Below are 23,743 nucleotides of genomic sequence, written 5' to 3' on the forward strand. Positions count from 1 at the left end.
CATCGCCTCTTCGTGAACAGGCTCACGCCTGCGACGCGAAACCATTCGGGTTCTTGACCTGCCACGCCCACGAGTCGCGGCACGCGTCCGCCAGCGAGCGTGTGGTGCGCCAGTCGAGCTGCGCGTTGGCCTTCGCGGGGTCGGCGATCGTGGTGGCGAGGTCTCCGGCCCGGGCTTCGATGATCTCGTAGGGGATCTCACGGCCGCTCGCCTCGGCGTACGCGCGCACGACCTCGAGCACGCTCGAGCCCTCGCCGGAACCGAGGCTATACGCGTCGACGCCGGGGGAGAGGTGCTCGAGAGCGGCGACGTGCCCCTCGGCGAGGTCCATCACGTGGATGTAGTCGCGCACCCCGGTGCCGTCGACGGTCGGGTACTGGTCGCCGAACACGGCGAGCTTCTCCCGCCGGCCCACGGCCACCTGTGCGACGAACGGCATGAGGTTGTTCGGGATGCCCGACGGGTCCTCACCGATCTCTCCGGACGGGTGCGCGCCGACCGGGTTGAAGTAGCGCAGCAGCACAGCCTCGAGCTCGGGCCAGGCGACCTGCACATCGGCGATGATCTGCTCGATGAACGCCTTCGTGCGGCCGTATGGGTTGGTGATGCCCACACCGACCGGCTGATTCTCGTCGAGGCGCTCCACGCCGGCATTCGGTGTGCCGTAAACCGTCGCCGACGAGCTGAAGACGAGCTTGCGCACGTCCTTCTCGCGCATGATGTCGAGCAGGTTGAGCGTGGAGTTGAGGTTGGTGCGGAAGTACCGCGACGGCTGCGCCACCGACTCGCCGACCGCCTTGAGGCCGGCAAAGTGGATGACGGCGTCGAAATCGACGTCCGCGAGCGCCGCATCTGCTGCCGCGCGATCGGCGAGGTCAGCCTCGATCACCTGCACCGACTTGCCGGTGAGCTTCTCGACCCGCCGCAGCGACTCGGGACTGCTGTTCGAGAAGTCGTCGACGACGATGACGTCGTCGCCGCGCTCGAGCAGCACGAGAGCGACATGGGATCCGATGTAGCCGGCACCGCCGGTGAGGAGTACACGCACGACTCGATGCTACCGGGCGGCCGCGCCGGTCACCCGAGCGGCCGCTCCATCGCAATCACTTGGTGGGATGCTCGGCGACGTACTGCGGCACGGTGTCGTTCTTCAGCGCCTGCGACAGGGCGGCCAGGCCGTCCCAGTCGGGGCGCACGATCGACTGGTCGCCGACCATGTCGGTGCCGAGCGTCGGCGAGGTGAGGAAGAGGATCTCGCTCTTGTCGACCTCGCGCAGGCTGAGACCGAGGGATGCTACCGAGCCGGCATCCAGGCCCTCATCCACCGCAAGGTACGGGGCGAGCGCGTCGACCGACGCCGAGATGCGGCCGGGGTCGGTCAGCGTCTCGCGGCTGACCAGCTTGTCGAGCATCCCCTTGATGAACGCCTGCTGGTTGCGCACGCGCTGATAGTCGCCGTCAGTGAACGGGTAGCGGGCGCGCACGTATGCGAGCGCCTGATCGCCACGCAGTTCGATGGGCCCCTGAGCGAAGGAGTACTTGCCTTCCTTGAAGGCGATCGAGTTGTTCACCGTGACACCGTCGAGCGCCTCGCTCAGGCCCTTGAAGCCCTCGAAGTCGGTGATCGCCACGTGGTCGATGCGCACGTCGGTGATGCCTTCCAGCGTCTGCACCAGCAGGGGCGTGCCGCCGAAGGCCAGTGCCGCATTCAGCTTGCCGTTGCCGTAACCGGGGATCTCCACCCAGTTGTCACGCATGAACGAGATCACCTGAACACCCGAGCGGTCGGCCGGGATGTGCACGAGCAGCATGGTGTCGGCGCGCTGCCCGCGGATGTCGGACTGCGAACCGCCCAGACCTTGGCGGGAATCCGAACCGAGCAGCAGGATGTTCATCGCCTCCGGGTTGCTCTGCGTCGGCCTCGCGGCCTCGGTCGGGAACACCTCTGCCGACGGCAGGGTCTCGGCCTTGCCGTATGACGATGCCAAGCTGCCCAGATAGACGGCACCCGTGACCGCGATCGCGACGAGCACGGCGACGAGGCCGAAGACGATGCCCCAGACCCATCGACGCTTCCGGCGGGAGGGGGTCTGAGTGACGGCGGCCCCATCGGGGTCAGAGATCTGCATAGGGTGATTATCCCGTCTCCGGCTGAAAGCGGCCTACGCGCGTCACCGGAACCGTCCAGATGGCCTGGGAAGTTGCGTACGGCCCTCCAGCCCCCAGCTGATCATCTGAGCCACAGGTGGCTCAGCCCCAGGATCATCGCCCCGCCAGAGGGCCGTATCGCACGAGTCACGTTATCCGCCGTTCGGCCTCCGTGGGAGCAGCTGAACGGATGCTTGTGTTTTCTCGCGTAAACGTTGCGCTGATCTTGAGGTTCGGCGTCGACCAGGCTGCAGCCAGCGCATCCCGCCACGCGGAAATGCGGGCCCTCTGGCCGATTACGATGAATCCCGTGACCGCCATCGATCCGACGCTGCCGTTGTCTCCGTATCGAGAGATCGACCGCGCCGATTGGGCGCGACTGGCGGCGGGGATTGATCAGCCCCTCACGGAGACCGAGGTGGTCGGCATTCGCGGCATCGGCGACCGCCTCGACATCACGGAGGTGCGCGAGGTCTACCTGCCGCTGAGCCGCCTGCTCAGTCTCTACGCCAGCTCGACCCGTCAGCTCGGCGCGGCCACCAGCGCCTTCCTGCAGGAGAGCGATGCGACGACGCCGTTCGTCGTCGGGGTCGCGGGGTCGGTCGCCGTGGGCAAGTCGACCATCGCGCGACTGCTGCGCGAGCTGATGAGCCGGTGGCCGGGCACCCCGCGCGTCGAGCTGGTGACGACCGACGGCTTCCTCTACCCGAACGCCGAGCTCGAGCGGCGCGGGCTGATGGACCGCAAAGGCTTTCCCGAGTCGTACGACCGCCGTGCTCTCCTCTCGTTCCTCACCGAGGTGAAGAGCGGTGCAGCCGAGGTGCGCGCTCCGTTCTACTCGCACATGCGCTACGACATCGTGCCCGACGCGCACGTTGTCGTCCGTCGTCCCGACGTCGTGATCGTCGAGGGCCTCAACGTGCTGCAACCGCCGCCGGCGCCCAACGACGTCGCGGTCAGCGATCTGTTCGACTTCTCGATCTTCGTCGACGCCGACACCAGTCATATCGAACGCTGGTACATCGACCGCTTCCTCGCGCTACGGCAGAGTGCGTTCAGCAACCCGTCGTCATACTTCAACGTGTTCGCACACCTCAGCGACGACGAGGCGGTCGCGACCGCGCTCGGGTTCTGGAACCAGATAAACATGCCCAACCTCGTCGAGAACGTGATGCCCACCAAGCACCGCGCCACGCTCGTGCTGCGCAAGGGTGCCGAGCACGCTGTCGAGAGCGTGCAGCTGCGCAAGGTGTGATTCGCTCAAGCCGGGGATCGCGCTGAGTGGGCGGCTTCGCGCTGCCCTTCCCTACGAGCGCGCGCTGCGTTCATACGGCCGCAAGCGGTGTTGCCGCCCTCTTTGCGCGGCACTATGCTGAACAATGGATCATCTGCCTGCACCATTGTTCGGAGGTCAGTGTGCAAAGCCGCACTCGAGTCATCCTCGGCGTCGACGCCGGAACCACGTCGGTGAAGACCGTCGCCTTCGACCTGGAGGGCCACATTGCGAGCGTGTCGCGCTCGAGCGTGCATGTGCGTCACGCCGAAGACGGGCGGGCCGAGGCCGACATGGAGCACGTTTGGGCCGCTGCCGCGACGACCATCTCCGCCGTCGTGGACGAGATCGGCGACGCCGACATCGTCGCCCTCGGCGTGACCGGCCAGGGCGACGGTGCTTGGCTCGTCGACGCCGACGGGCGCCCGGTCGGCCCCGCGGCGCTATGGCTCGACGGTCGTGCTCACAACAGAGTTGACGAGTGGCTGCGCGATGGCCGAGCGCAGGCTGTACAGGATGCGACCGGATCGCCGTTGTTCTCAGGAGCGCTTCCCGTGCTCGTCGATGAACTGCTCGCCGCCGACCCCGACCTGCGCGATCGAACGCTGACCCAGCTGAACTGCAAGGACTGGCTGCGCTTCAAGCTCACCGGGATCCGCGCCACCGACCCGAGCGAAGCCTCACGCACGTACCTCGACACGGCGACGGGCGCGTACAGCGCAGAGCTGTTCGAGGCGCTCGGTCACGAGCACATGCGCGGTATCCTTCCCGAGATCCTCGCCCCGCAGCACATCGCCGGAACGGTGACCCCGCACGTCGCCTCAGCCCTCGGGCTGCCAGAGGGTCTACCCGTCGTGGTCGGCGTGGTAGACACGGCCGCCGCCGGCATCGGGCTCGGCGTGCTGGACGACGGCCGCGGCTATGCGATTCTCGGCACCACCAGCCTCGTGGGCGTCAACCACGCCTCGCGCGCCGACATGCGCACCGAGTCGAGCATCGTGCTGGCCACAGGGCGGGGCACGCAGGTGCTCGAGTCGATGGCGGCGATGACCGGCACGCCCAACCTCGACTGGGTGCGCGCGACGATCGGCTTCGAGGGCGAGGACTGGGTCGTCGTCGAGAAGCAGGCGGCCGCGGTCGCGCCGGGCAGCGGGGGAGTGCTCTATCTGCCCTACGGCGCACCCAGCGGCGAGCGAGCGCCGTTCTTCGCCCCCGACGCCTCGGCGTCGTGGCTGGGCATGAGCGTCACTACGACTCCCGGCCAACTGCTGCGGAGCGTGTACGAGGGCCTAGCCTTCAGCCTGCGCGAATGCGCCGACGCCCTGGGCCTGCAGGGGCGTCTCCTGGTGTGTGGCGGCGGGTCGGACTCCGACCTGCTGTGCACCATCCTGGCGGACGTGACTGCGCGCGAGATCGTGCGTCAGGACGAGCCCGAGGTCGGCGCCCGCGGCGTGGCGACGCTGGCCATGGTCGCTGCCGGTCTCGCCGACGACCTGCATCACGCATCCAACAGGCTCGCGCCGTCGACGACCACTTTCCGGCCCGACGATTCGCGTGTGCCTCTGTACGACGACGCCTTCCAGCTCTTCATCGCCACTCGCGATGCCCTGCGTCCGCACTGGCGGGGCCTGCGAGGGCTGCGCGATGCGACCAGCTCGCACGCCGCGAGCGCGCCATCCCCCATCTGACAGCCACGACGAAGGAGAACAAATGAGTGCACATGCCCGGCCGAAGGTGCTGATCACCTCGTCGTTCGACGACGCGATCGCCGAATCCCTCAAAGATGAGTTCGACATCACGCTCGTCGAGCCCACCATGGACGGCAACTCGCTCACCGAGCGGGGCATCGACGAGGCGCTCGCCGAGGCCGATGTGATCATCGCCGAGCTCGACGTGATCGACGACGCAACCCTGGCCAAGGCGCCCGCGTTGCGGGCGGTGGTGTCGTGCCGTGCCAAGCCGGCCAACGTCGACGTGGAAGCGTGCACCGGCCGGGGCATCCCCGTCTTTACCACTCCCGGGCGCAACGCCGACGTGACAGCTGACCTCAGCTTCGCGCTGCTGCTGGCGACCGTGCGCAAGGTGAGCGAATCGGAGCGCTGGCTGCGCGACGGCAACTGGAGCGGCGACGATGTCTTCGAGCCTTACGAGAAGTTCCGCTCGATCGGCCTGTCGGGCCGCACGCTCGGCGTGCTCGGCGGTGGCGCAGTGGGCCGGCGCGTGATCGCGCGTGCGCGCGGCTTCGGCATGACGGTGAAGGTCTACGATCCTTACCTCGCCCCCGATGCCTTCGGTGACGAGGCGAGCGTGGCCCCGCTCGAGGAGGTGCTGTCGACCTCCGACATCGTCACCGTGCACGTGCCGCTGATGCCCTCGACCGAGGGGCTGCTCGGCGAGCGCGAGCTCGCGCTGCTGCGGCCGGACGCCTACCTGATCAACGCGGGCCGCGCGGCGATCATCGACGAGCAGGCACTTATGTCCGTGCTGCGTGAGGGGCGCATCGCGGGAGCAGGCTTCGACGTGTTCTACCAGGAGCCGTTGCCGCGCGATCACGAGATTTTCAGCTTCCCGAACGTCACCATGACCCCGCACATCGCTGGCGCCTCCGACGACGTCATCGTCGAGCACTCCCGCATCGCCGCAGCGGCACTGCGCGGATGGGTGGCCGGCGACGCCGTTCCCGGCACCGCGAACGCGAAGGCGCTCGCCGCCGCCGACCAGCACTGAGCGTCGAGGCCCGGCCGCCGCTGCGGCCGGGCCTCACGCGAGCAGGCCGGCGGCCGTGTTGGAGTCGGTGACGAGCATGTTCACCATGCCGCTCGAGAGCGCCACGCGCAGCGCGTCGAGCTTCTTGGCTCCCGCGGCGATCGCCAGGCGCGCGGGAATCGCTCGCAGCCGATCCAGCTCAAGCCCGATCAGGCGCGCATCCAGGTCACCGCGCACCGCTGCGCCGGACGCGTCGAAGAATCGGCCGCCCAGGTCGCCGATCGCCCCTGCCGCGAGAAGCTCGGTACGCTCCTCTTCCTTGAGTGAACGGAAGAGCAGTCCGCGGTCGTCGTGCGTGCTGCCGATGCCGGCGACGAGCGCTGTCGCCTGTGCTGCCAGTGCGAGCACCTCCTCGACTCCGGGATCGGCGTACGCGCTTTCGGCCGCCTGCGCCGAGACGGCGACGAGTGGGGCGGGCAGGTGAAAGGCCGATCCGTCGGTGCGACGAGCCAGGGCTAGCGTGAGTTCGTGCGGGTTGGCGCCGTTCACCAGCCCGCTGCTCGATCCGGTGAACGGCACGAAGCGCGCGCCCAGTGAGCGCTGGGGGAAGACATCCACCACAGCGGCCACCGCGGTCGACAGGCCCAGCGCGACCGTGGCCTCCTTCTCGATCACGCTGCTGAGTGCCTCGGCGCCCACTGCGGCGAGTGCCCGTGATGCCTTGCCTGGGTCGTCGACGCTCGGAGCGATCCACGCCTGACGCAGGTCGAAGCGCGTGGCCAGAGCCTGCTCTTCGGCGGCGAACACCGACTCCTCGACGTGCACGATGATCTCGACGATGCCCGCGTCCCGTGCCTCGGCGAGCAATCGCGTCACCCGCACCCGAGACAGACCGAGCGAGTCGGCGATCTCCTGATGGGTCAGACCGAGCTCGTAGTACATGCGCGCGACGCGACCCATCAGCATGCTGACCATCCTTCCACGTAGAGATTCGGCGCGACTCCGCCGCTTGACAATCGCGAAGCGCATGCCAAGATACTGATGGGCATTAGTTCACGTGACTGAACAAATGTACATCTATACCCGAATCGTTTCGCGCTCAACGAGGAGACATCCATGGTCAATCCCGCAACAGCCTCGCCGGAGGGCCGGTTCGCCCGGCTGCTCAGCTCGCAGGGCATCTCACGACCCATCGCCTGGGGTTTCGTGGCACTGACAATCTTCATGATCGGAGACGGCATCGAAGCCGGCTTCCTCTCGCCCTACCTCGACGCGCGCGGCTTCGACGCCGGCCAGGTCGCCCTGCTGTGGTCGGTCTACGGCATCGTCGTCGCGGTCGCCGCCTGGCTCAGCGGCGCCCTCGCCGAAGCCTGGGGGCCCAAGCGCGTGATGATGCTCGGCTTCGGCATCTGGGTCGTCTTCGAGGTGCTCTTTCTCGTCTTCGGTGTCATGGGCGGCAACTTCGAGATCATGCTGCTCGCCTTCGGCATCCGAGGACTGGGCTATCCGATGTTCGCGTTCGGCTTCCTCGTGTGGGTGACCATCGACACCGACGAGAGCGTCATGGGCCGGGCGGTCGGCTGGTACTGGTTCTTCTCGACACTCGGTCTGGGCGTGCTCAGCTCGTACTTCGCCGGCGCCGTCATCCCCATCATCGGAGAACTGGCGACCCTGTGGCTGGCGCTCGCGTTCGTCGTCATCGGCGGTGTCATGGTGCTCGTGCTGCTGCGCAACCCGGCGACGAAGAAGGTCACCGTCGCCGACAGCGTCAAAGGCGTCGTCAGCTCGCTGACCATCGTCGCCACCAACCCCAAGGTCGGCGTCGGCGGTGTGGTGCGCATCATCAACACCCTGTCGTTCTACGCATTCGTCGTGTTCCTGACCACCTATATGGTGCGCGACGTGGGCTTCGACCTCGCACAGTGGCAGATGATCTGGGGCACCATGCTCGCCGCCAACGTCGCCGCGAACCTGCTCTCGGGCTACCTTGCCGACTGGATCGGCCGCGTCAACGTCGTGGCCTGGGCCGGTGGCATCGGGTGCTTCGTGACCGTGCTCGCTCTCTTCTACGTGCCCACGCTCATCGGACCCAACTTCTGGATCACCATCGCGATCGCCATCGTCTACGGTCTCGCGCTGGGCATGTTCGTGCCGCTGACCGCGATCGTTCCTCTGCTCGCCCCGATGAATAAGGCGGCGGCTGTCGCCATCCTCAACCTCGGCGCCGGCCTCAGCCAGTTCATCGGCCCCGTCATCGCCGGTCTCGCCGTGCCGGTCGGCATCGAGGGCACCGTCTGGGTCATCGCGGCGCTCTACCTCGTGGGCTTCGGCCTCACGTTCCTGCTCAAGGAGCCGCGGACCGCGCCAGATGCCGTCGCTGCGGCCTCCGCGCCGGTCGGCGCCGCTTCCTGACCCCCACCGAATCGACAAGGAGCACCATGATCACCTCCGTGGAATCACTCATCGAAGAACTCATCGCCGTCGGCACCGACATCGTCGCCCGCGGACTGGCGCTCGCGTCTGGCGGGAACCTCTCCGCCCGCATCGATGACGACACCTTCGTGGTCACCGGCTCCGGCACGTGGCTCGACAGGCTCACACCGGCCGACTTCTCGGTGATGAGCCTGTCGGGCCAGGTGCTCGACGGGTCGCAGCATCCCTCCAGCGAATGGAAGCTGCACCAGCGCTCGTATCTCGTGCGCCCCGACGTCAACGCGGTCGTGCACGTGCACCCGCAGCACGCGGTGCTTCTCAACGCGCTCGGCCACGAGGTGCGCCTGATCACCCTCGACCACGCGTACTACGTCCGCTCGGTCGGCGCGACGCCGTACTACCCGAACGGATCCGACGAGCTCGCGGCGTCGGCCGCCGAGCAGGCCGAGCGCCACGACTGCGTGATCATGGGGCACCACGGATGCTCTGCACTCGGCGACTCCGTGAGCATGGCGTTCCGCCGCGCTCTCAACCTCGAAGAAGCCGCCACGGCGACATACCGCGCGCTGCTGCTCGGCGACACCGACACGACCTTCCCGGCTGACGCGCTCAGCGCCCTGCACCACGCCTGAACGGAAATCATGACCAGCTCAACGAGCCCCCTCTCGATCAATTCACATCTGAGCGAGGCAATCAAGCGCTTCCTCGCCGCGCCGCCGCGGCTGCTGATCGACGGCGAACTTGTCGAAGCGCACTCCGGTCGCACGATCGACATCGTCGACCCGGGCACCGGAGCAGTGATCGCCCACTCGGCGGCCGCAGATGACGTGGATGCCGATCGCGCCGTGCTGGCGGCGCGGCGAGCCTTCGCGCCGGACGCGCCCTGGCGGCGCATGAGCGCCCTCGACCGAGGTCGCATCATCCTGCGCCTCGCGCGTCTGCTCGAAGAGCACGCCGACGAGTTCGTCGAACTCGAGGTGCTCGACGGCGGAAAACTGAAGAGCGCGGCCGCCGAAGTCGATCTGCCGCTCGCGATCAACCACCTCGAGTACTTCGGCGGATGGCCGTCGAAGATCGAGGGCAACACCATCCCGGTCTCGATCGCCGACGCGATGGTGCGCACCGAGCGCGTGCCGGTCGGCGTGGTCGCGCAGATCGTGCCCTGGAACTACCCGCTGCTGATGGGGGTCTGGAAGATCGCACCCGCGCTCGCCGCAGGGTGCACGATCATCATGAAGCCGGCCGAGAACACGCCCCTGTCGCTGCTGCGGCTGGGTCAGCTTGCCCTCGAAGCCGGGATGCCCAAAGGCGTGCTGAACATCCTCACCGGATACGGCGCCGAGGCGGGGGAGGCGCTCGTGGACCACCCCGGGGTCGACAAGGTGGCCTTCACCGGCTCGACCGCGGTCGGCACCCGCATCGCCCAGCGCTGCGCCCCGATGGTCAAGCGCGTCACCCTCGAGCTGGGCGGCAAGAGCCCGAACATCATCTTCGACGACAGCCCGGTCGACGAGGCCGCTGCGGCCGCCGCCAGCGCGATCTTCTTCAACGCGGGGCAGGCGTGCGCGGCAGGGTCGCGCCTGTACGTGCAGAAGAAGTCATACGAGAAGGTCGTCGACCGCCTCGCAGCCATCGCCACGTCGTTGACCGTGGGCCACGGCTTCGACCCGGCAGCGCGCCTGGGCCCGGTGATTTCAAACCGTCAGCACGAGCGCGTGCTGAGCTACATCGACGGCGCGCAGACCCAGGGCGCCACGGTCGCCGCCGGTGGATCGGCCTTCCCCCAGACGGGCATCCCGGGCGGCTACTACATCCAGCCCACCATCCTCACCGACGTCGACGACACGTTCCCCGCCGTGCGAGAAGAGATCTTTGGCCCGGTTCTCGTCGCCCAGCCGTTCGACGACATCGACGAGATTGCGCGACGCGCGAACGACTCGCCGTACGGGCTCGCGGCCGGGGTGTGGACCCGCGACATCTCACGCGCCAATCGCCTCGCCTCGCTGCTGCAGGCCGGGACGGTGTACATCAACATGTACGGCGCGACGGACGCCGCGGCACCCTTCGGCGGCTTCAAGATGTCGGGCTACGGCCGCGACATGGGCCACGCGAACCTCGAGTCGTACCTCGAGACGCGCACGGTGTGGACCAACCTCGCCCACTGACGCGACCTCTTCTCTCGCCCCACGCTCGCCTGACTCTAGGATTGAGCGTGCTGCCTGCCGGGCGGCGGCAAGGGGAGAACATGCGCAAGAGTGCTGTGCGGGGCATCATCGCCTCACTGGGAGTGATCGGTGTTCTCGCGCTGACCGGATGCGGGCCGGCGCCATGGACGGTCGATGATCCAGAGGCGACGCCTTCGGCATCCGCCACCGTCGCACCACCCGTGCCGAACGATCTCTCCAGTGGCAGCACCCAGAGGGAACTGGTCGCCGGCGCGGTGACAGCGAAGGTCGACTACTGGTCGACGCTGCCGATGGACCGGTGGACGGCGGGAGCCGTGAAACCGCTCAGCGTCTCGCTCGTCACCAGCGTCACCCCGGACGACGGCCAGAAGGTGTATCTGCAGAAGGCGACGGTGACCGCAGTCGCTGCCGCTGGCGATCGGGATCTTGCCCCACTCGAACCCCAGACCGATGCGGCAACCGTCGCCCCCGGCTACCTGGTGCTCGCGCCCTACAGCTACTCGCAGACCTTCAACGTCGGCCCTCTTGACGAAAAGGCGACATCGGTCACTCTGCAGGTCACCTTCGACTTCCTCGTGCAGACCACACCCACGTCGGCCGAATACGCCAAGCAGACCGCGACCGACACGCTTACGGTGGCCATCGCTCAGCCCGAATCCGACGACTGAGCCGGGCAAGCTCAAGATCAGCGCAAGATCACCGCAACGGCGTCCGAAGCCACCAGAAACCCCGATTCGGCGCCGATAACGTACCGACGGGCCTGCACTCCTGCAACGGCCCAGGAGGGCGTTCCATGACTCATCGACGTGCCCGCGGCACGGTACGCGCCGTGGTGGCGATCTGTTCCGTCGCGGCGATCGCGGGCCTCACTGGCTGCGGCCAGATCATCGACACGATGAACGGCGCACAGCCGCCGAGGTCGGTGCTGCCCACCCCGAAGGCGACCGCGACGGACACCGCCGACGACAGCGGGTTCGAGTCCCAGTTCACGCGCGACGGATCGGTCTCGCTCTCGAGCGATGTGGCCGACGGCCTCGAGGTGCGTCTCGACGTGTGGGCGTACGACCCCAAGCGCACCATGGAATGGCATCCAGACGGCGACAAGAGCTTCGGCTTCGCGGTCAACGTCTACGACCACCGCGTCGACGAGAAGGCCGTTCTCGCACAGAAGCGTCGGGTGTATCTGTCGCAGATCGCCATCACCTCGCAAACCGCTCAGACGTCGAACCAGACGTCAGCTCCGTTCCAGTTCACCGCCGACCCGCGAACGCTCGTGCCGACCGACACCCTGCGCTCCGACCGCGGTCTGCTGCTGAACAGCTTCCAGGGCGGCCTTCTCGTGCCCGAGACGACGATCCACCAGCTTCCCGCCGACACGACCGGCATCACTCTGCAGTTCGCGCTGACCATCGCGGTCGAGGGCGCGGCCAACGACGACGCCAGTTTCCAGCAGCAGACGGTGTACCAGGTGCTGCCCGTGCGCATCCATTCGCTCGAAAAGTGACCTCGGCGATCTTCAGCCGACCTTGAGCAGACCCCGTGCTCTCCTCGCGGAGATCCGGCGGTGACTCGATCAGGATGATCGTGTCAGAAAGCGCAGCCACGCGCTGCAGATCGAAAGGCCCCGTCGTGACGACCGAGTACGTGCATTCGCAGCAGAGTATCGCCAGCGGCAGCGAGCTGGCGCCGTCCAGCCACGCTCCGGGCTTCGCCGACGATTTCGCGGCAGTGCTGGAGGGCTCCTCCGGGCACCGCTCGACGATCGGCTGCGTCATCCCCGCGTACAACGAAGAAGACTCGATCGCAGCCGTGATCACCTCGCTGCTCGCCCAGACGCGGGTTCCGGATGTGATCCACGTCGTGGTCAACAACAGCACCGACAAGACGGTGAAGGTGGCCTCGGAGTTCGCCGGCCCGCACGAGATCACCACCGAACTCGGCGACCAGTTCACCGAGGTGTTCGTGCACGACATCGGCAAGAACCCCGATAAGAAGGTCGGCGCGCTCAACTACGGCTACGCGCTGGTCGAAGGTTACGACTATCTGCTCGGCGTCGACGGCGACACGATCGGCGACACGCGAGCCGTGGAGTACCTCGAGACGGAGGCCGTGTCCGACTCGCGCATCGGCGGGATCTCCGCCATCTACTCGATCGACACCGCGCCCATCAAGGGCGGCATCGCCAAGTTCCTCATCACGGGGCAGCGCACGCAGTTCGCGGCGTTCAACCTGCAGAATCTGCTTCGTGGACGCAACATGGCGGTGCTCGGCGGCCAGTTCTCGATCTTCTCCACCACAGCCCTGCGTGACGTCATGGTCGCGAACCGGCAGCGCACCCCGTGGGTGCGCGACAGCGAGGTCGAGGACTCACTGCTGTCGCTGCAGATCAAGAGCGCCGGCTACCTCACCAAGATCAGCCCGTACGCGCGAGCGGATGTCGGCGGCATGACCACCATCCGCGCCTACGACGCCCAGCAGGTGAAGTGGACCTTCGGCGCCATCGAGCTGATGTGGCCGGGCCAGCGCGGCGACACGAAGGGCCAGCCCTTCCACCCGAACCTGCGCCTGCGGTGGTTCGAGAACTTCGGCATGCTCACCAATCTGCTGGTGCGCATCGGCTTCCTCACGCTGCTCGCGGCGTCGCTCTCGATCAACGCGTTCGTGTTCTCGCCGTGGTGGCTCCTGCCGCCCCTCGCGGCAGCGCTGCTGAACGTCCGTATCGCGATGACGATGAAAGACCGCAAGGCCAGCGACATCCTGTTCGCGGCGCTCGTCTTTCCCGCAGAGATCTTCATGTGGATCAGGCTCAGCCACTTCGTGCGATCGTGGTTCCGCTTCCTCTCACGCAAGAAGGTCGACAACTGGGCCATGCAGGCCCAAGCCGAGAGGGGCAGCGGCAGTGCGCACTGGATGCCGCTGGTGATGCTCGTCGTCGTGCTCGTGGGCCTCGCGGTGGCCTGGAACCTGCTGACCCCGGCCATTCAATCGGCGATCCTGTGGGTCGGCTGGCCGATGCTCGGTGTGGTCACCGTCACGCAGACCGTGCTGATGGTTTTCAAGCTGCTGCGGCGCTACCAGGGCTACAAGGTCTGAGCGTGTTGGGTCAGCTGGTCAGCTCGGTGGTGAGCCGGTACCCCACGCCGCGCACGGTCTCGATGTACCGCGGCTGCACGGGGTTGTCGCCGAGCTTGCGGCGCAGGTTCGTCATGTGCGCTTCGATCGCGCGCTTGTCGGCGTCGCCCACGAAATAGCTCGTCACGTACGACTCGCCGCGCAAGACGAGCGTCAGATCGGCCTTGCTGCGCACGCGCCGCTTCGACTCCATCAGCGCGCGGAGCAGATCGAACTCGGTGCGGGTGAGCTCGATGTTCTTCTCCTGCACGAGCACCGTGCGGGTGTCGGCGTTGAGGCGCAGGTCGCGGTGCGACACCCAGGTGCCCTCTTCCAATTCGCCGTGCACGATGTGCGGCACGAGAGCTGTGCCCGGCTCAACCACATGCAGGTACTGGCCGTTCTCGTGCACCACCACGTTCTCGCGAGGCGAGGTGTCGTCCGTGCCCGAAGCGCGCTCGCTCGGACTCACCGCGGCGATGCGCGAACCGGGCTCGCCCGCCCGGTCAGAAGCGGCGCCACCTGCTGAGGCATACCCCTGACCCCTGTCGCGGGGTGCGGGGAATGACCGGCCGAACTGCTCCTGACGCGGCGTCGCCCCGTCCCCTCCGCGTGGGCGGCGCAGCATCGCTTCGATGCGGGCTCGCAGCTCGCGCGGGCGGAACGGCTTGTGGATGTACTCGTCTGCACCGGCGCTGAGCCCCAGCACGACATCCGCCTCCTCATCGAGGGCGGTGAGCATGATGATGTACGTGTCGCTCTGCGCGCGGATGCGTCGGGCGGCCTCGATGCCGTCGATGCCGGGCATGTTGACATCGAGCGTCGTGATCAGCGGCTGATAGGTGAGCACTGCGCGTACGCCGTCGATGCCGTTGCCCACCGACACCGTCGAGAAGCCCGCAGCTTCGAGCACCTCGGCCAGCAGGTGACGCACATCGGGGTCGTCTTCGACGATCACCGCTGTCTTCGGGGGCAGACCGTCATCCAGCATGCAGAACTCTCATTCGGGGAGAAGGGGGAGGCGCGGGGAATTCGTCTCGGTTGGATTCATGCTAGCGCCCGCGCGCGACGGGTTACGCGCGTCACCGTGCGTCGGTCGTCAGCGTCGCCGCGGCCTCCGGCCACCACACCCCGGCATCCGGCCCGCCCTGACACGGGCCGTCGCTCTCGCCCGGTGGCTTGATCCACAGATTCGTGTCGACGACATCGTCGCCGTATGTTCCTCCGGCGTCGCCGATGCGCTGCCCGGCCGGGTTGCACCACTCCGTACCCGCACTCGCCGCACCGTTGCGGGAGGTGTCGACGATGGCGTGCATGCCGTCGAGGCGAGCCGCGACAGCATGCGCGTAGGCGAACTCCTCGTGCGTCGACTGGTAGTTGGAGACGTTGGTCGCGAAGCCGCGCACCTTGCCACCCACATCGACGAGGTCGATGAGATCGGCCATCTCCGTCGGCGCGAGCCAGGCGCTGTGGCCGCCGTCGAGGTAGATCCAGGTGCCGGGGGACTGCAGCCTGTCGACTGCGTCGCGCAGCTGCTCGGCCCGTTCGTCGATGTCGGCGCATTCCGGCGCGAGGGCAAGACTGTCAGGCTCGAGCACGACGATCTTCTGCAGGTCAGGGGCAGCGGACAGAGCGGTTGCGATGTCGTCGATCCACGCCTGGTACTCCCGCTCGCTCAGCCCTCCCGCGGAGTGGTTGCCGCAGTCTCTGCCGGGCAGTCCATAGATGACGACGGCGAGGGCGACGCCCTCATCGCGAGCCGCTGTGGTCAGATGCGACACGGTGCGACCCGCGCGGCCCAGGGGGTCCTGCTCCGGGGTCAGCCAGTATGCGGTCGGCTGCTCGGCCAGGTATTCGGTGGCGCTGCGCTGCTCGGCATCCATGCCGTCTGTCTCGAGCGCCACACGCGCCTTCGAGCTCGTCGGCGCGACGATCACGGTGCCCGTCGCGGGGGGCGCCGCCAATGCACCGAACACCCACCTCTGCGCAGAACTCACCGTGATGACGAGTGCCACGATGATGACGACGAGGGCCGCGACGACCAGCGCGAGCACCACGTGCTTGTTCCCGAATCTCGAGCGGCTGACGCGGGGGCTGCTGCTCGAGATGGTGGTCCGGCGGGCAGGGCGCTCGGACCGTCGTGTCATGGCGGCAATCCTATCGGTGCGACCGCGTTCCGCCTTGGGCGGCGGAGTTCGTACGGATCCCTGCCAAAAACCCGCGCATATTCTTGAGCGCATGTGTGGAATCGTCGGATACGTGGGCCCGCGGCCCAGCCAGGACATCCTTCTCGCGGGCCTCGCCCGCCTCGAGTACCGCGGCTACGACTCGGCCGGCGTGGCCGTCATCGATGAGCAGGGCGACCTGGGCATGCGCAAGAAGGCCGGCAAGCTCGCCGTGCTGCGCGACTCGCTCGCCGACCACCCGCTGGCCGACGGCACCACGGGCATCGGGCACACCCGCTGGGCCACGCACGGCGGACCCACCGACGTGAACGCTCACCCGCACCTGGCCGACGACGACAAACTCGCCGTCATCCACAACGGCATCATCGAGAACTTCAGCGCGCTGCGCGCCGAGCTCCTCTCCGAGGGCGTCACCTTCCGCAGCGAGACCGACACCGAGGTCGCCGCGGCTCTGCTGGGGCGCGAGTACCGGGCATCCGGCGATCTGGCATCCGCCTTCCGCGCCGTCGTGAACCGCCTCGAGGGCGCCTTCACCCTGCTCGCGATGCACCAGGACCAGCCCGGCGTCGTCGTCGGCGCTCGCCGCAACTCGCCGCTGGTGATCGGCCTCGGCGAGGGCGAGAACTTCCTCGGCTCCGACGTCGCCGCATTCGTCGAGCACACCCGCAAGGCGCTCGCGATCGGGCAGGACCAGATGGTCTCGATCACCCCCTCATCGGTCGAGGTCACCGACTTCGAGGGCAACCCCGTCGAGGCGCAGCCGTTCGACGTCTCGTGGGACGCCGCCGCCGCCGAAAAGGGCGGCTGGCCGTCGTTCATGGCCAAGGAAGTCGCCGAGCAGCCCGACGCGGTCGCCAACACCATCCGCGGACGCGTGCAGGGCGACCAGGTCGTCATCCCCGAACTCGACGGTCTCGACGAGCTGTTCGTGGGCATCGACCGCGTCATCATCACCGCCTGCGGCACCGCCTCGTACGCGGCGCTGGTCGGTAAGTACGCGATCGAGCAGTGGGCGCGCGTGCCCGTCGATGTCGAGCTCGCGCACGAGTTCCGCTACCGCGACCCGGTGATCGGCGACCGCACGCTCGTCATCTCGATCAGCCAGTCGGGCGAGACCATGGACACCCTGATGGCCGTGAAGTACGCCCGCGAGCGCGGCGCGCGCACGCTGTCGGTCTGCAATACGCAGGGCGCGACCATCCCGCGCGAGTCGGATGCGGTCGTCTACACCCACGCTGGCCCCGAGGTCGCCGTCGCCTCGACCAAGGCGTTCTCGGCGCAGATCACCGCGCTGCTGCTGCTCGGCCTGCACATGGGCCGGGTGCGGGGCACCCTCTCTGCGGATGCCGCTTCGGACGTGGCCGAGCTGCAGGCGCTGCCCGAGAAGATCGCCCAGGTGCTCGCCGAGGAGCAGGAGCACGTCGCGCAGCTGGCCGGCTGGATGGCCGACACCCGCTCCGTGCTGTTCCTCGGCCGCCACGTCGGCTACCCGATCGCACTCGAGGGCGCGCTCAAGCTCAAGGAGATCTCGTACATCCACGCCGAGGGCTTCGCAGCGGGCGAGCTGAAGCACGGCCCGATCGCGCTGATCGAGCCCGGTCAGCCCGTGTTCGTGATCGTGCCGTCGCCGCGGCACTCGGCGCTGGTGCACTCGAAGGTCGTCTCGAACATCCAGGAGATCCGCGCCCGCGGTGCTCGCGTGATCGTCATCGCGGAGGAGGGGGATGCCGCCGTGCTGCCCTTCGCCGACGAGGTCATCCGCATCCCGCTCGCCGGTGCCATGTTCGAGCCCGTGCTCGCGGTCGTGCCGCTGCAGATCTTCGCGATGGCGCTCGCCACGGCGAAGGGCCTCGACGTCGACCAGCCGCGAAACCTCGCGAAGTCCGTCACCGTGGAGTGAGTCCGGGCGCGGCGGGTCTCGCGCTGACCGACCCTCCCGCCCTTCGCCGAGACCCCCACTTGCCGCCGAGACCCCTAGCTACGGACGTCCGTAGCTAGGGGTCTCGGCGACAGATGGGGGTGTCAACGGATGGCACGGGTCTCGTCGATCCTGGGGGTGAGATCTGGGGTGAAACCCGCGCGAACGCGTGAGACGCGACGCGCGTAGCGGTCACCCTGGCAAGGACCCAGAAAACGCGCTGGCGTGTCGTTCACCCGACGACGTGCCCGGCCGACGATGCCGCTTGCGTTCCCTGGGTCATCCGCGTGCGCGAACGCCGCGGGTTCACACCAGGGGAGACCAATCTTGATACTTCGTGCTGGGCAGGCGAGTCACCTGCCGGATACAGACAGACCACCGCTCAAGGGCCGCTTGCGGCTGGGGCTGAAACGACTTGTCGCCGGTGCGGCGAGCACCGCGGTCGTAGCGTCGTCGCTCGTGATCGGCGGTATCGCCGCCGCTAGTCCCGTAGCCGCGGCCGCGGCGGAGCCGTTCATTTGCGAGGCCGGCTCGGTCTATGTGCAGGGCACCGACCCGGGCAAGGACACCACGCGGGTGCGCGAGTTCACGGTGAACCCGAATGGCACGCCCATCAACGGCGGCACGCTCGACACGAGCGGCACGGGCCTAGGGGCCGATCACCAGAACAACGGCCTCGGTATCTCGTCGACTGGGCGCTACGCCTACTCGATCACGAACACCGACACGGCAAAGTACGTGGCAAAGCACGATCGCGTAGAGAACCGTACGGTCACTTCTGCGCGGATTCCCACCAGCGCCGGACTGGACAAGTCGATCCTCCGCGGCGCGGTGCACCCGATCACCGGCGTCTACTACTTCGCCAGCGGCACCAGCGGCGGCGGTATCAACCTCTACGCCTGGGACGAGAAGCCCGCCACGCCGACGGCCGTGCAGGTCGGGACGCTGAAGCCCGCGAGCGGAAGCACCGCGTTCGGCGCCAACGGCGATATGGCATTCAACGCCTCCGGACAGCTGCTGCTCGTCGCCGACCACGTCATCTACTCGGCCGACCTGCCGAGCACCGGGCAGATTGTGCAGAGCGCCGCGGAGATCGCCGCAAAGCAGGTGTTCGAGATGGCCGCTGCGGTCAAGGGCAACGGCATCGCCTTCGGAAACTACGGTCACATCTTCGTGTCGTCCTCGGCCAACCGCATCATCGAGGTGGACCTCGCCCGCGGCAAGGTCGTCAGCGAGACGAGCATCCCCTTCTCGCCCACCGACATGGCGAGCTGCACCTTCCCCAACACGATCACCCTGAAGAAGGATCTGCCGGCCGGCCGCCAGGCGGAGACCGACCAGTTCGGTCTGCGCATCGACGCCCCCGCGGAATACAAGACCCCGCGCACTGAGGCGACGACCCGCGGCAATGCGCCCGGACTGCAGCCCGACTACGCCGGACCGGTCTTCGTCAACCAGGGCGATACGTTCACGCTCAGCGAGCTGGCATCCGGCACCACCAAGCTCGACCGGTACGCGTCGTCGCTCACCTGTGAGGAGATCACCCCCACCGGAACGGAGCCGGTCGCGGTGAGCGGCAGCACCGTGGTTCAGCCGCGAGGTGAGCTCGGCACCTCGATCGAGTGCGCGTTCAGGAACACCAAGCTCACACCCGGTCTGGCGCTGCGTAAGACTTCCGACCCGGCATCCGGGGCGGCCGTCAGCGCGGGACAGAAGATCACCTACACCGTCGAGGCGCAGAACACGGGCGACACCGTACTGAACCCGGTGAACGTCACAGACGACCTGTCGGCCGTCCTCGCGCACGCCGAGTACCAGGGCGACGTGAAGACGCACATCGACGGCACGGATGTCACCTCCGGCGCCGCGGCGATCGACGGCACGGCGCTGGCGTGGACGGGATCTCTGCAGCCCGCCCAGGCCGTGACCATCACCTACTCCGTCATCGTGAACGACGACGTCGCCGGTGAGACGATCGCCAACCGCGTCACCGCATCCGGCACACCCCCGGGCTCCTTCGAGCCCATCGTTCCCCCTGCAGTGGTCACACAGCACCCCGTCGCCGGCTTCGTCATCGACAAGACCTCGAACCCGGCATCCGGAACCGTCGTGCAGCCCGGTGAGAAGATCAGCTACACCGTCACCGGCACCAACACCGGCGCCACCACGCTGAACCCGGCCCGCATCAGCGACGACCTCAGCAAGGTGCTCGCGGGCGCCACCTACAACGACGACATCGTCACCACGATCGGCAACGCACCCCTCACCTCCGGTGCCGCGACGGTCATCGGCGACGAGCTGGCCTGGACCGGATCCCTCGGCCCCGATGCCACCGTGACGATCACCTACTCGGTGACCGTCGCGCAGACCGCATCCGGCATCGTCATCAGCAACACGGCATCCGGAGATGCGACACCCACCACGCCGAATCCTGGTGACCCGAACGGACCGCAGGTCCCCGGCACGCCCATCACCCCGCCCACGGTCACGACCGAGCACCCGGTGATCGGCTCCGGCTTCACGATCAGCAAGTCCGCCGACCCCGCCTCCGGAACCGCAGTCGAGGTCGGAGACACCATCACCTACACCGTCACCGGCACCAACACCGGCGACACTGAGCTGCGCCCGGCCGAGATCGTCGACGACCTGTCGGCCGTGCTCGACGACGCGCGCTACAACGACGACGTCACGGCCAGCCGCGGCACCGCCGAGGTGAAGAACGACAAGCTCACCTGGAAGGGAACGCTTCCGAAGGGGGCATCCGTCACCATCCGCTACAGCGTCACCGTCAAGGCGGGCGTGAAGAGCGCGGTGCTGAAGAACAGCGCTGAGGGCTCCGCCACCCCGCGGATTCCCACCGACCCGTCCGACCCGCAGAGCCCGACCACGCCGGGCACCGCGATCACGCCGCCGCCGGCGACGACGACGCACCCCGTCGTCGACAACGGCTTCACCGTGAGCAAGTCGGCGACGCCCGACACCCGCACCGCCGTCAGTGCGGGCGACACGGTCACCTACACGGTCGTGGGCAAGAACACCGGCAACACGGTGCTCGACCCGGCCACCCTCACCGACGACCTGTCGGCGGTGCTTGGATCCGCTCAGCTGACCGGTGACATCACGGCCTCCACGGGCACCGCCGCGCTGAACGGTCAGGTGCTCACCTGGACGGGCGCGCTCGCACCCGGCGCCTCGGTCACTCTCACGTATACGGTGACGGTGAACGATGACGCCACAGGCGTGATGCTGCGCAACACGGTCGCGGGCGTGGGCACGCCCCTGATCCCGGCCGACCCCACCGACCCCGAGAGCCCGACCACCCCGGGCACCCCGGTGACCCCGCCGCCGGCGAGCACCGAGCACCCCGTGGTGAACCCCGGGTTCACCATCGTGAAGTCGGCCGACCCGGCATCCGGCACCCGCGTCGACCCGGGCAGCGTGATCGAGTACACCGTGACCGGCACCAACACCGGCGACACCGTGCTCGACCCCGCGACGATCAGCGACAACCTCGACGACGCGCTCGCGAACGCCGCCTACAACGGCGACATCAAGGCGAGCCGCGGCACCGCGAAGGTGACCGGCAGCGCCCTCACCTGGACGGGCTCGCTGAAGCCCGGCGACGACGTCACCATCACCTACTCGGTGACGGTCGACGGCGACGCCGGAGGAGAGACGATCCGCAACTCGGTGACCGGCTCTGCGACCCCGCAGATGCCCGCTGACCCGAGCGACCCCGAGAACCCGACGACGCCCGGCACTCCTGTGGTGCCGCCGACGGTGACGACCGAGCATCCGGTCAACACCCCGGGCTTCACGTTCACGAAGACCGTCGACCCGGCAGCCGGCACGGCCGTCGACCCGGGTCAGGTGCTGACCTACACCCTCACCGGCGTCAACACCGGCCAGACGGCACTGCCCCTGGTCGAGATCGCCGATGACCTGTCGGGTGTGCTCTCGCACGCGTCGTACAACAACGACGCGGTGGCGAAGATCAACGGCGCTCTTGCTGGCGGTCCCGCTGTCGCTGACAGCACACTGTCGTGGCAGGGTGCGCTCGCGGTCGGTCAGACGGTGGTCGTCACCTACTCGGTGACGGTCGGAGCGGATGCCATCGGCGAGGTGCTGAGCAACTCCGCCACCGGCGCCGCCACCCCTCCCGGCGGCGAGAAGATCACCCCGCCGACCGGCACCACCACCAACCCGGTGAACCTGCCCGGATTCTCGGTCTCGAAGAGCGCCGACCCGGCCGGCGGGACCGTCGACCCGGGCAGCACCATCACCTACACGGTGACCGGCGCGAACACGGGCGAGACGGCACTCGACCCGGTCACCATCGTCGACGACCTGTCGGGCGTGCTCTCGGGCGCCTCGTACAACGCCGACGCGACCGCGACGATCAACGGGGCTGCTGCTGGCGTTCCCGCTGTCGCCGACGGCGAGCTGTCGTGGAGCGGTGCGCTCGCGGTCGGTCAGACGGTCACGATCACCTACTCGGTGACCGTGAACCCGGATGCGGGCGGCGCGCAGCTGAAGAACTCGGTTTCAGGCGTCGCCACCCCTCCGGGTGGAGTGCCGCCGATCGAGACGCCTCCGGCGACCACCGAGCACGGGGTCAACGAGCCCGGCTTCTCGGTCACGAAGACCGCCGACCCGGCATCCGGCACCCGCGTCGACCCGGGAAGCGTCATCACCTACACGGTGACCGGCGTGAACACCGGTGAGACCGCGCTCGAGCCCGTCGCACTCAGCGACGACGTCTCGGGTGTGCTCGCCCACGCCGTGTACAACGACGACGTGACCGCGCGCATCGGCGAGGTGGATGCCGAGGCTCCTGTCTTCGCTGAAGGCGAGCTGTCGTGGCAGGGCGCCCTGGCCATCGGCGAGCGTGTCACGATCACCTACTCGGTGACCGTGAACGGCGACGCCGGCGGCAAGACGCTGAAGAACACGGTTTCGGGAGTGGCGGTGCCTCCGGGAGGCGCCGAGCTCACGCCGCCGCCGGCGACCACGGAGAACCCCGTCGGAAAGCCGGGCTTCACGTTCGCCAAGACGTCGAACCCGGCGTCCGGCACGGCCATCGCGACCGGCAGCACCGTGACCTACTCGCTCACCGGCGTCAACACCGGGGAGACGGGTCTGGACCAGGTCGTCATCACTGACGATCTCGGCAAGGTGCTCGCTCACGCGAAGCTCACGGGCGATGTGGTGGCTGTCGTGGGTGGCCGTGAAGTCGCCGCACCGCGGATCGACGGCACGAAGCTGTCGTGGAGCGGCGCGCTGGGCCTCGACGAAACGGTCACCATCACCTACACGGTCGCGGTGAACGACTCGGCCGCGGGGCAGACGCTGAAGAACGTCGCCACGGCTTCGGCCACCGCACCTGGCGGTGTGGTGCTCGATCCGGCGGCCAGCAGCACGGAGCACAAGGTGCTCACGCCGCTCGCCATCACCGGCGGACAGTTGGCGCCCTGGGCCCTCGGGCTCGCCACGCTGCTGTCGCTGGGTGGCGCCGCACTGATGCTGGTGCGTCGACGCCGAGACGCCTGATAGGCGGGTGACGGAGGCCTCGGGCTGCTGGGAGCAGCCCGAGGCCTTCGGCGTACCCGCCGGGTCTTCGCGTGGTGGTTCGTTCGAGTGGGCCCATATGGTCGCCTCACGTGGGGCGAAGCGGCACATTGGGCCCACTCGTGCTGGGGGAGCGCGTGCTGGTTCGGCCGAGTGGTCCCATATGGCCGCCTCGCGCGGAGGGATGCGGCGATATGGGCCCACTGGCGCCCGG

16 protein-coding genes are annotated in these 23,743 nt (G+C 68.1%); 11 read left to right on the forward strand and 5 right to left on the reverse strand.

The window, feature by feature from the left end:
* Nucleotides 1-22 precede the first annotated feature (22 nt).
* Both galE and ACIPV2_RS01575 read right to left on the reverse strand, forming a co-directional pair.
* Nucleotides 23-1,048: a UDP-glucose 4-epimerase GalE gene (gene galE / locus ACIPV2_RS01570; RefSeq protein ID WP_400837543.1), complete on the reverse strand. Its 1,026-nt coding sequence runs from the start codon at nt 1,046-1,048 to the stop codon at nt 23-25.
* Nucleotides 1,049-1,103: 55 nt separating this feature from the next.
* Entirely contained in the window at nt 1,104-2,129 is a 1,026-nt protein-coding gene (locus tag ACIPV2_RS01575) for an LCP family protein (protein ID WP_400837546.1), read from the reverse strand.
* Between the two features lie 320 nt (nt 2,130-2,449).
* Here ACIPV2_RS01575 and coaA point away from each other — a divergent pair, with 320 nt between their 5' ends.
* The 3 genes from coaA to ACIPV2_RS01590 all read left to right on the forward strand — a co-directional run bounded on the left by coaA (nt 2,450) and on the right by ACIPV2_RS01590 (nt 6,148).
* Nucleotides 2,450-3,403: a type I pantothenate kinase gene (coaA, locus tag ACIPV2_RS01580; RefSeq protein ID WP_400837549.1), complete on the forward strand. Its 954-nt coding sequence runs from the start codon at nt 2,450-2,452 to the stop codon at nt 3,401-3,403.
* Between the two features lie 161 nt (nt 3,404-3,564).
* Nucleotides 3,565-5,109 carry an FGGY family carbohydrate kinase gene (locus tag ACIPV2_RS01585; protein ID WP_400837551.1) on the forward strand — a complete coding sequence of 515 codons (1,545 nt, stop codon included), beginning with the start codon at nt 3,565-3,567 and terminating at the stop codon, nt 5,107-5,109.
* A 22-nt stretch (nt 5,110-5,131) separates the two neighbouring features.
* Nucleotides 5,132-6,148 (forward strand): NAD(P)-dependent oxidoreductase, encoded by a 1,017-nt coding sequence (locus tag ACIPV2_RS01590; RefSeq protein WP_400837554.1) that lies wholly within the window; start codon nt 5,132-5,134, stop codon nt 6,146-6,148.
* Between the two features lie 33 nt (nt 6,149-6,181).
* Here ACIPV2_RS01590 and ACIPV2_RS01595 read toward each other — a convergent pair whose 3' ends face one another.
* On the reverse strand, nt 6,182-7,093 hold the full coding sequence (locus tag ACIPV2_RS01595; RefSeq protein ID WP_400837556.1) for a sugar-binding transcriptional regulator: 912 nt from the start codon (nt 7,091-7,093) through the stop codon (nt 6,182-6,184).
* 150 nt (nt 7,094-7,243) lie between these two features.
* Here ACIPV2_RS01595 and ACIPV2_RS01600 point away from each other — a divergent pair, with 150 nt between their 5' ends.
* The 6 genes from ACIPV2_RS01600 (at nt 7,244) to ACIPV2_RS01625 (ending at nt 13,839) form a co-directional block, all read left to right on the forward strand.
* Nucleotides 7,244-8,539, forward strand: a complete 1,296-nt coding sequence (locus ACIPV2_RS01600; protein ID WP_400837559.1) for an MFS transporter — start codon at nt 7,244-7,246, stop codon at nt 8,537-8,539.
* A gap of 26 nt (nt 8,540-8,565) precedes the next feature.
* The gene (locus tag ACIPV2_RS01605) at nt 8,566-9,192 is read left to right on the forward strand and encodes a class II aldolase/adducin family protein (protein ID WP_400837562.1); all 627 of its coding nucleotides are present in this window, start codon (nt 8,566-8,568) and stop codon (nt 9,190-9,192) included.
* 9 nt (nt 9,193-9,201) lie between these two features.
* A complete protein-coding gene (locus ACIPV2_RS01610; protein WP_400837565.1) occupies nt 9,202-10,725 on the forward strand; it encodes an aldehyde dehydrogenase family protein in 1,524 nt (507 codons plus the stop codon).
* 80 nt (nt 10,726-10,805) lie between these two features.
* Entirely contained in the window at nt 10,806-11,414 is a 609-nt protein-coding gene (locus ACIPV2_RS01615) for a hypothetical protein (RefSeq protein ID WP_400837568.1), read from the forward strand.
* A gap of 125 nt (nt 11,415-11,539) precedes the next feature.
* The gene (locus ACIPV2_RS01620) at nt 11,540-12,250 is read left to right on the forward strand and encodes a fructose 1,6-bisphosphatase (protein WP_400837571.1); all 711 of its coding nucleotides are present in this window, start codon (nt 11,540-11,542) and stop codon (nt 12,248-12,250) included.
* A 125-nt stretch (nt 12,251-12,375) separates the two neighbouring features.
* The gene (locus ACIPV2_RS01625; RefSeq protein ID WP_400837573.1) at nt 12,376-13,839 is read left to right on the forward strand and encodes a glycosyltransferase; all 1,464 of its coding nucleotides are present in this window, start codon (nt 12,376-12,378) and stop codon (nt 13,837-13,839) included.
* Between the two features lie 10 nt (nt 13,840-13,849).
* Here the strand turns inward: ACIPV2_RS01625 and ACIPV2_RS01630 are convergent, their stop codons facing one another.
* Together ACIPV2_RS01630 and ACIPV2_RS01635 are read right to left on the reverse strand one after the other, a co-directional pair.
* Nucleotides 13,850-14,848, reverse strand: a complete 999-nt coding sequence (locus tag ACIPV2_RS01630; RefSeq protein ID WP_400837576.1) for a response regulator transcription factor — start codon at nt 14,846-14,848, stop codon at nt 13,850-13,852.
* A gap of 91 nt (nt 14,849-14,939) precedes the next feature.
* Nucleotides 14,940-16,004, reverse strand: coding sequence for a glycoside hydrolase family 6 protein (locus ACIPV2_RS01635; protein ID WP_400837579.1), 1,065 nt, complete (start codon nt 16,002-16,004; stop codon nt 14,940-14,942).
* A gap of 91 nt (nt 16,005-16,095) precedes the next feature.
* Here ACIPV2_RS01635 and glmS point away from each other — a divergent pair, with 91 nt between their 5' ends.
* The gene (glmS, locus tag ACIPV2_RS01640; RefSeq protein WP_400837582.1) at nt 16,096-17,943 is read left to right on the forward strand and encodes a glutamine--fructose-6-phosphate transaminase (isomerizing); all 1,848 of its coding nucleotides are present in this window, start codon (nt 16,096-16,098) and stop codon (nt 17,941-17,943) included.
* A 477-nt stretch (nt 17,944-18,420) separates the two neighbouring features.
* Nucleotides 18,421-23,511, forward strand: a complete 5,091-nt coding sequence (locus ACIPV2_RS01645; RefSeq protein ID WP_400837585.1) for an isopeptide-forming domain-containing fimbrial protein — start codon at nt 18,421-18,423, stop codon at nt 23,509-23,511.
* Nucleotides 23,512-23,743: the final 232 nt, after the last annotated feature.

The sequence above is a fragment of the Microbacterium sp. NPDC089987 genome (assembly GCF_044748505.1).
Taxonomy (GTDB): Bacteria; Actinomycetota; Actinomycetes; order Actinomycetales; family Microbacteriaceae; genus Microbacterium.

Coding starts and splice junctions, on each gene's coding strand:
- ACIPV2_RS01595 (WP_400837556.1), bottom strand. CDS start 7,093: ATGCTGATGGGTCGCGTCGCGCGCATGTACTACGAGCTCGGTCTGACC.
- glmS (WP_400837582.1), top strand. CDS start 16,096: ATGTGTGGAATCGTCGGATACGTGGGCCCGCGGCCCAGCCAGGACATC.
- ACIPV2_RS01610 (WP_400837565.1), top strand. CDS start 9,202: ATGACCAGCTCAACGAGCCCCCTCTCGATCAATTCACATCTGAGCGAG.
- coaA (WP_400837549.1), top strand. CDS start 2,450: ATGAATCCCGTGACCGCCATCGATCCGACGCTGCCGTTGTCTCCGTAT.
- ACIPV2_RS01575 (WP_400837546.1), bottom strand. CDS start 2,129: ATGCAGATCTCTGACCCCGATGGGGCCGCCGTCACTCAGACCCCCTCC.
- ACIPV2_RS01590 (WP_400837554.1), top strand. CDS start 5,132: ATGAGTGCACATGCCCGGCCGAAGGTGCTGATCACCTCGTCGTTCGAC.
- ACIPV2_RS01600 (WP_400837559.1), top strand. CDS start 7,244: ATGGTCAATCCCGCAACAGCCTCGCCGGAGGGCCGGTTCGCCCGGCTG.
- ACIPV2_RS01630 (WP_400837576.1), bottom strand. CDS start 14,848: ATGCTGGATGACGGTCTGCCCCCGAAGACAGCGGTGATCGTCGAAGAC.
- ACIPV2_RS01635 (WP_400837579.1), bottom strand. CDS start 16,004: ATGACACGACGGTCCGAGCGCCCTGCCCGCCGGACCACCATCTCGAGC.
- ACIPV2_RS01615 (WP_400837568.1), top strand. CDS start 10,806: ATGCGCAAGAGTGCTGTGCGGGGCATCATCGCCTCACTGGGAGTGATC.
- ACIPV2_RS01605 (WP_400837562.1), top strand. CDS start 8,566: ATGATCACCTCCGTGGAATCACTCATCGAAGAACTCATCGCCGTCGGC.
- ACIPV2_RS01620 (WP_400837571.1), top strand. CDS start 11,540: ATGACTCATCGACGTGCCCGCGGCACGGTACGCGCCGTGGTGGCGATC.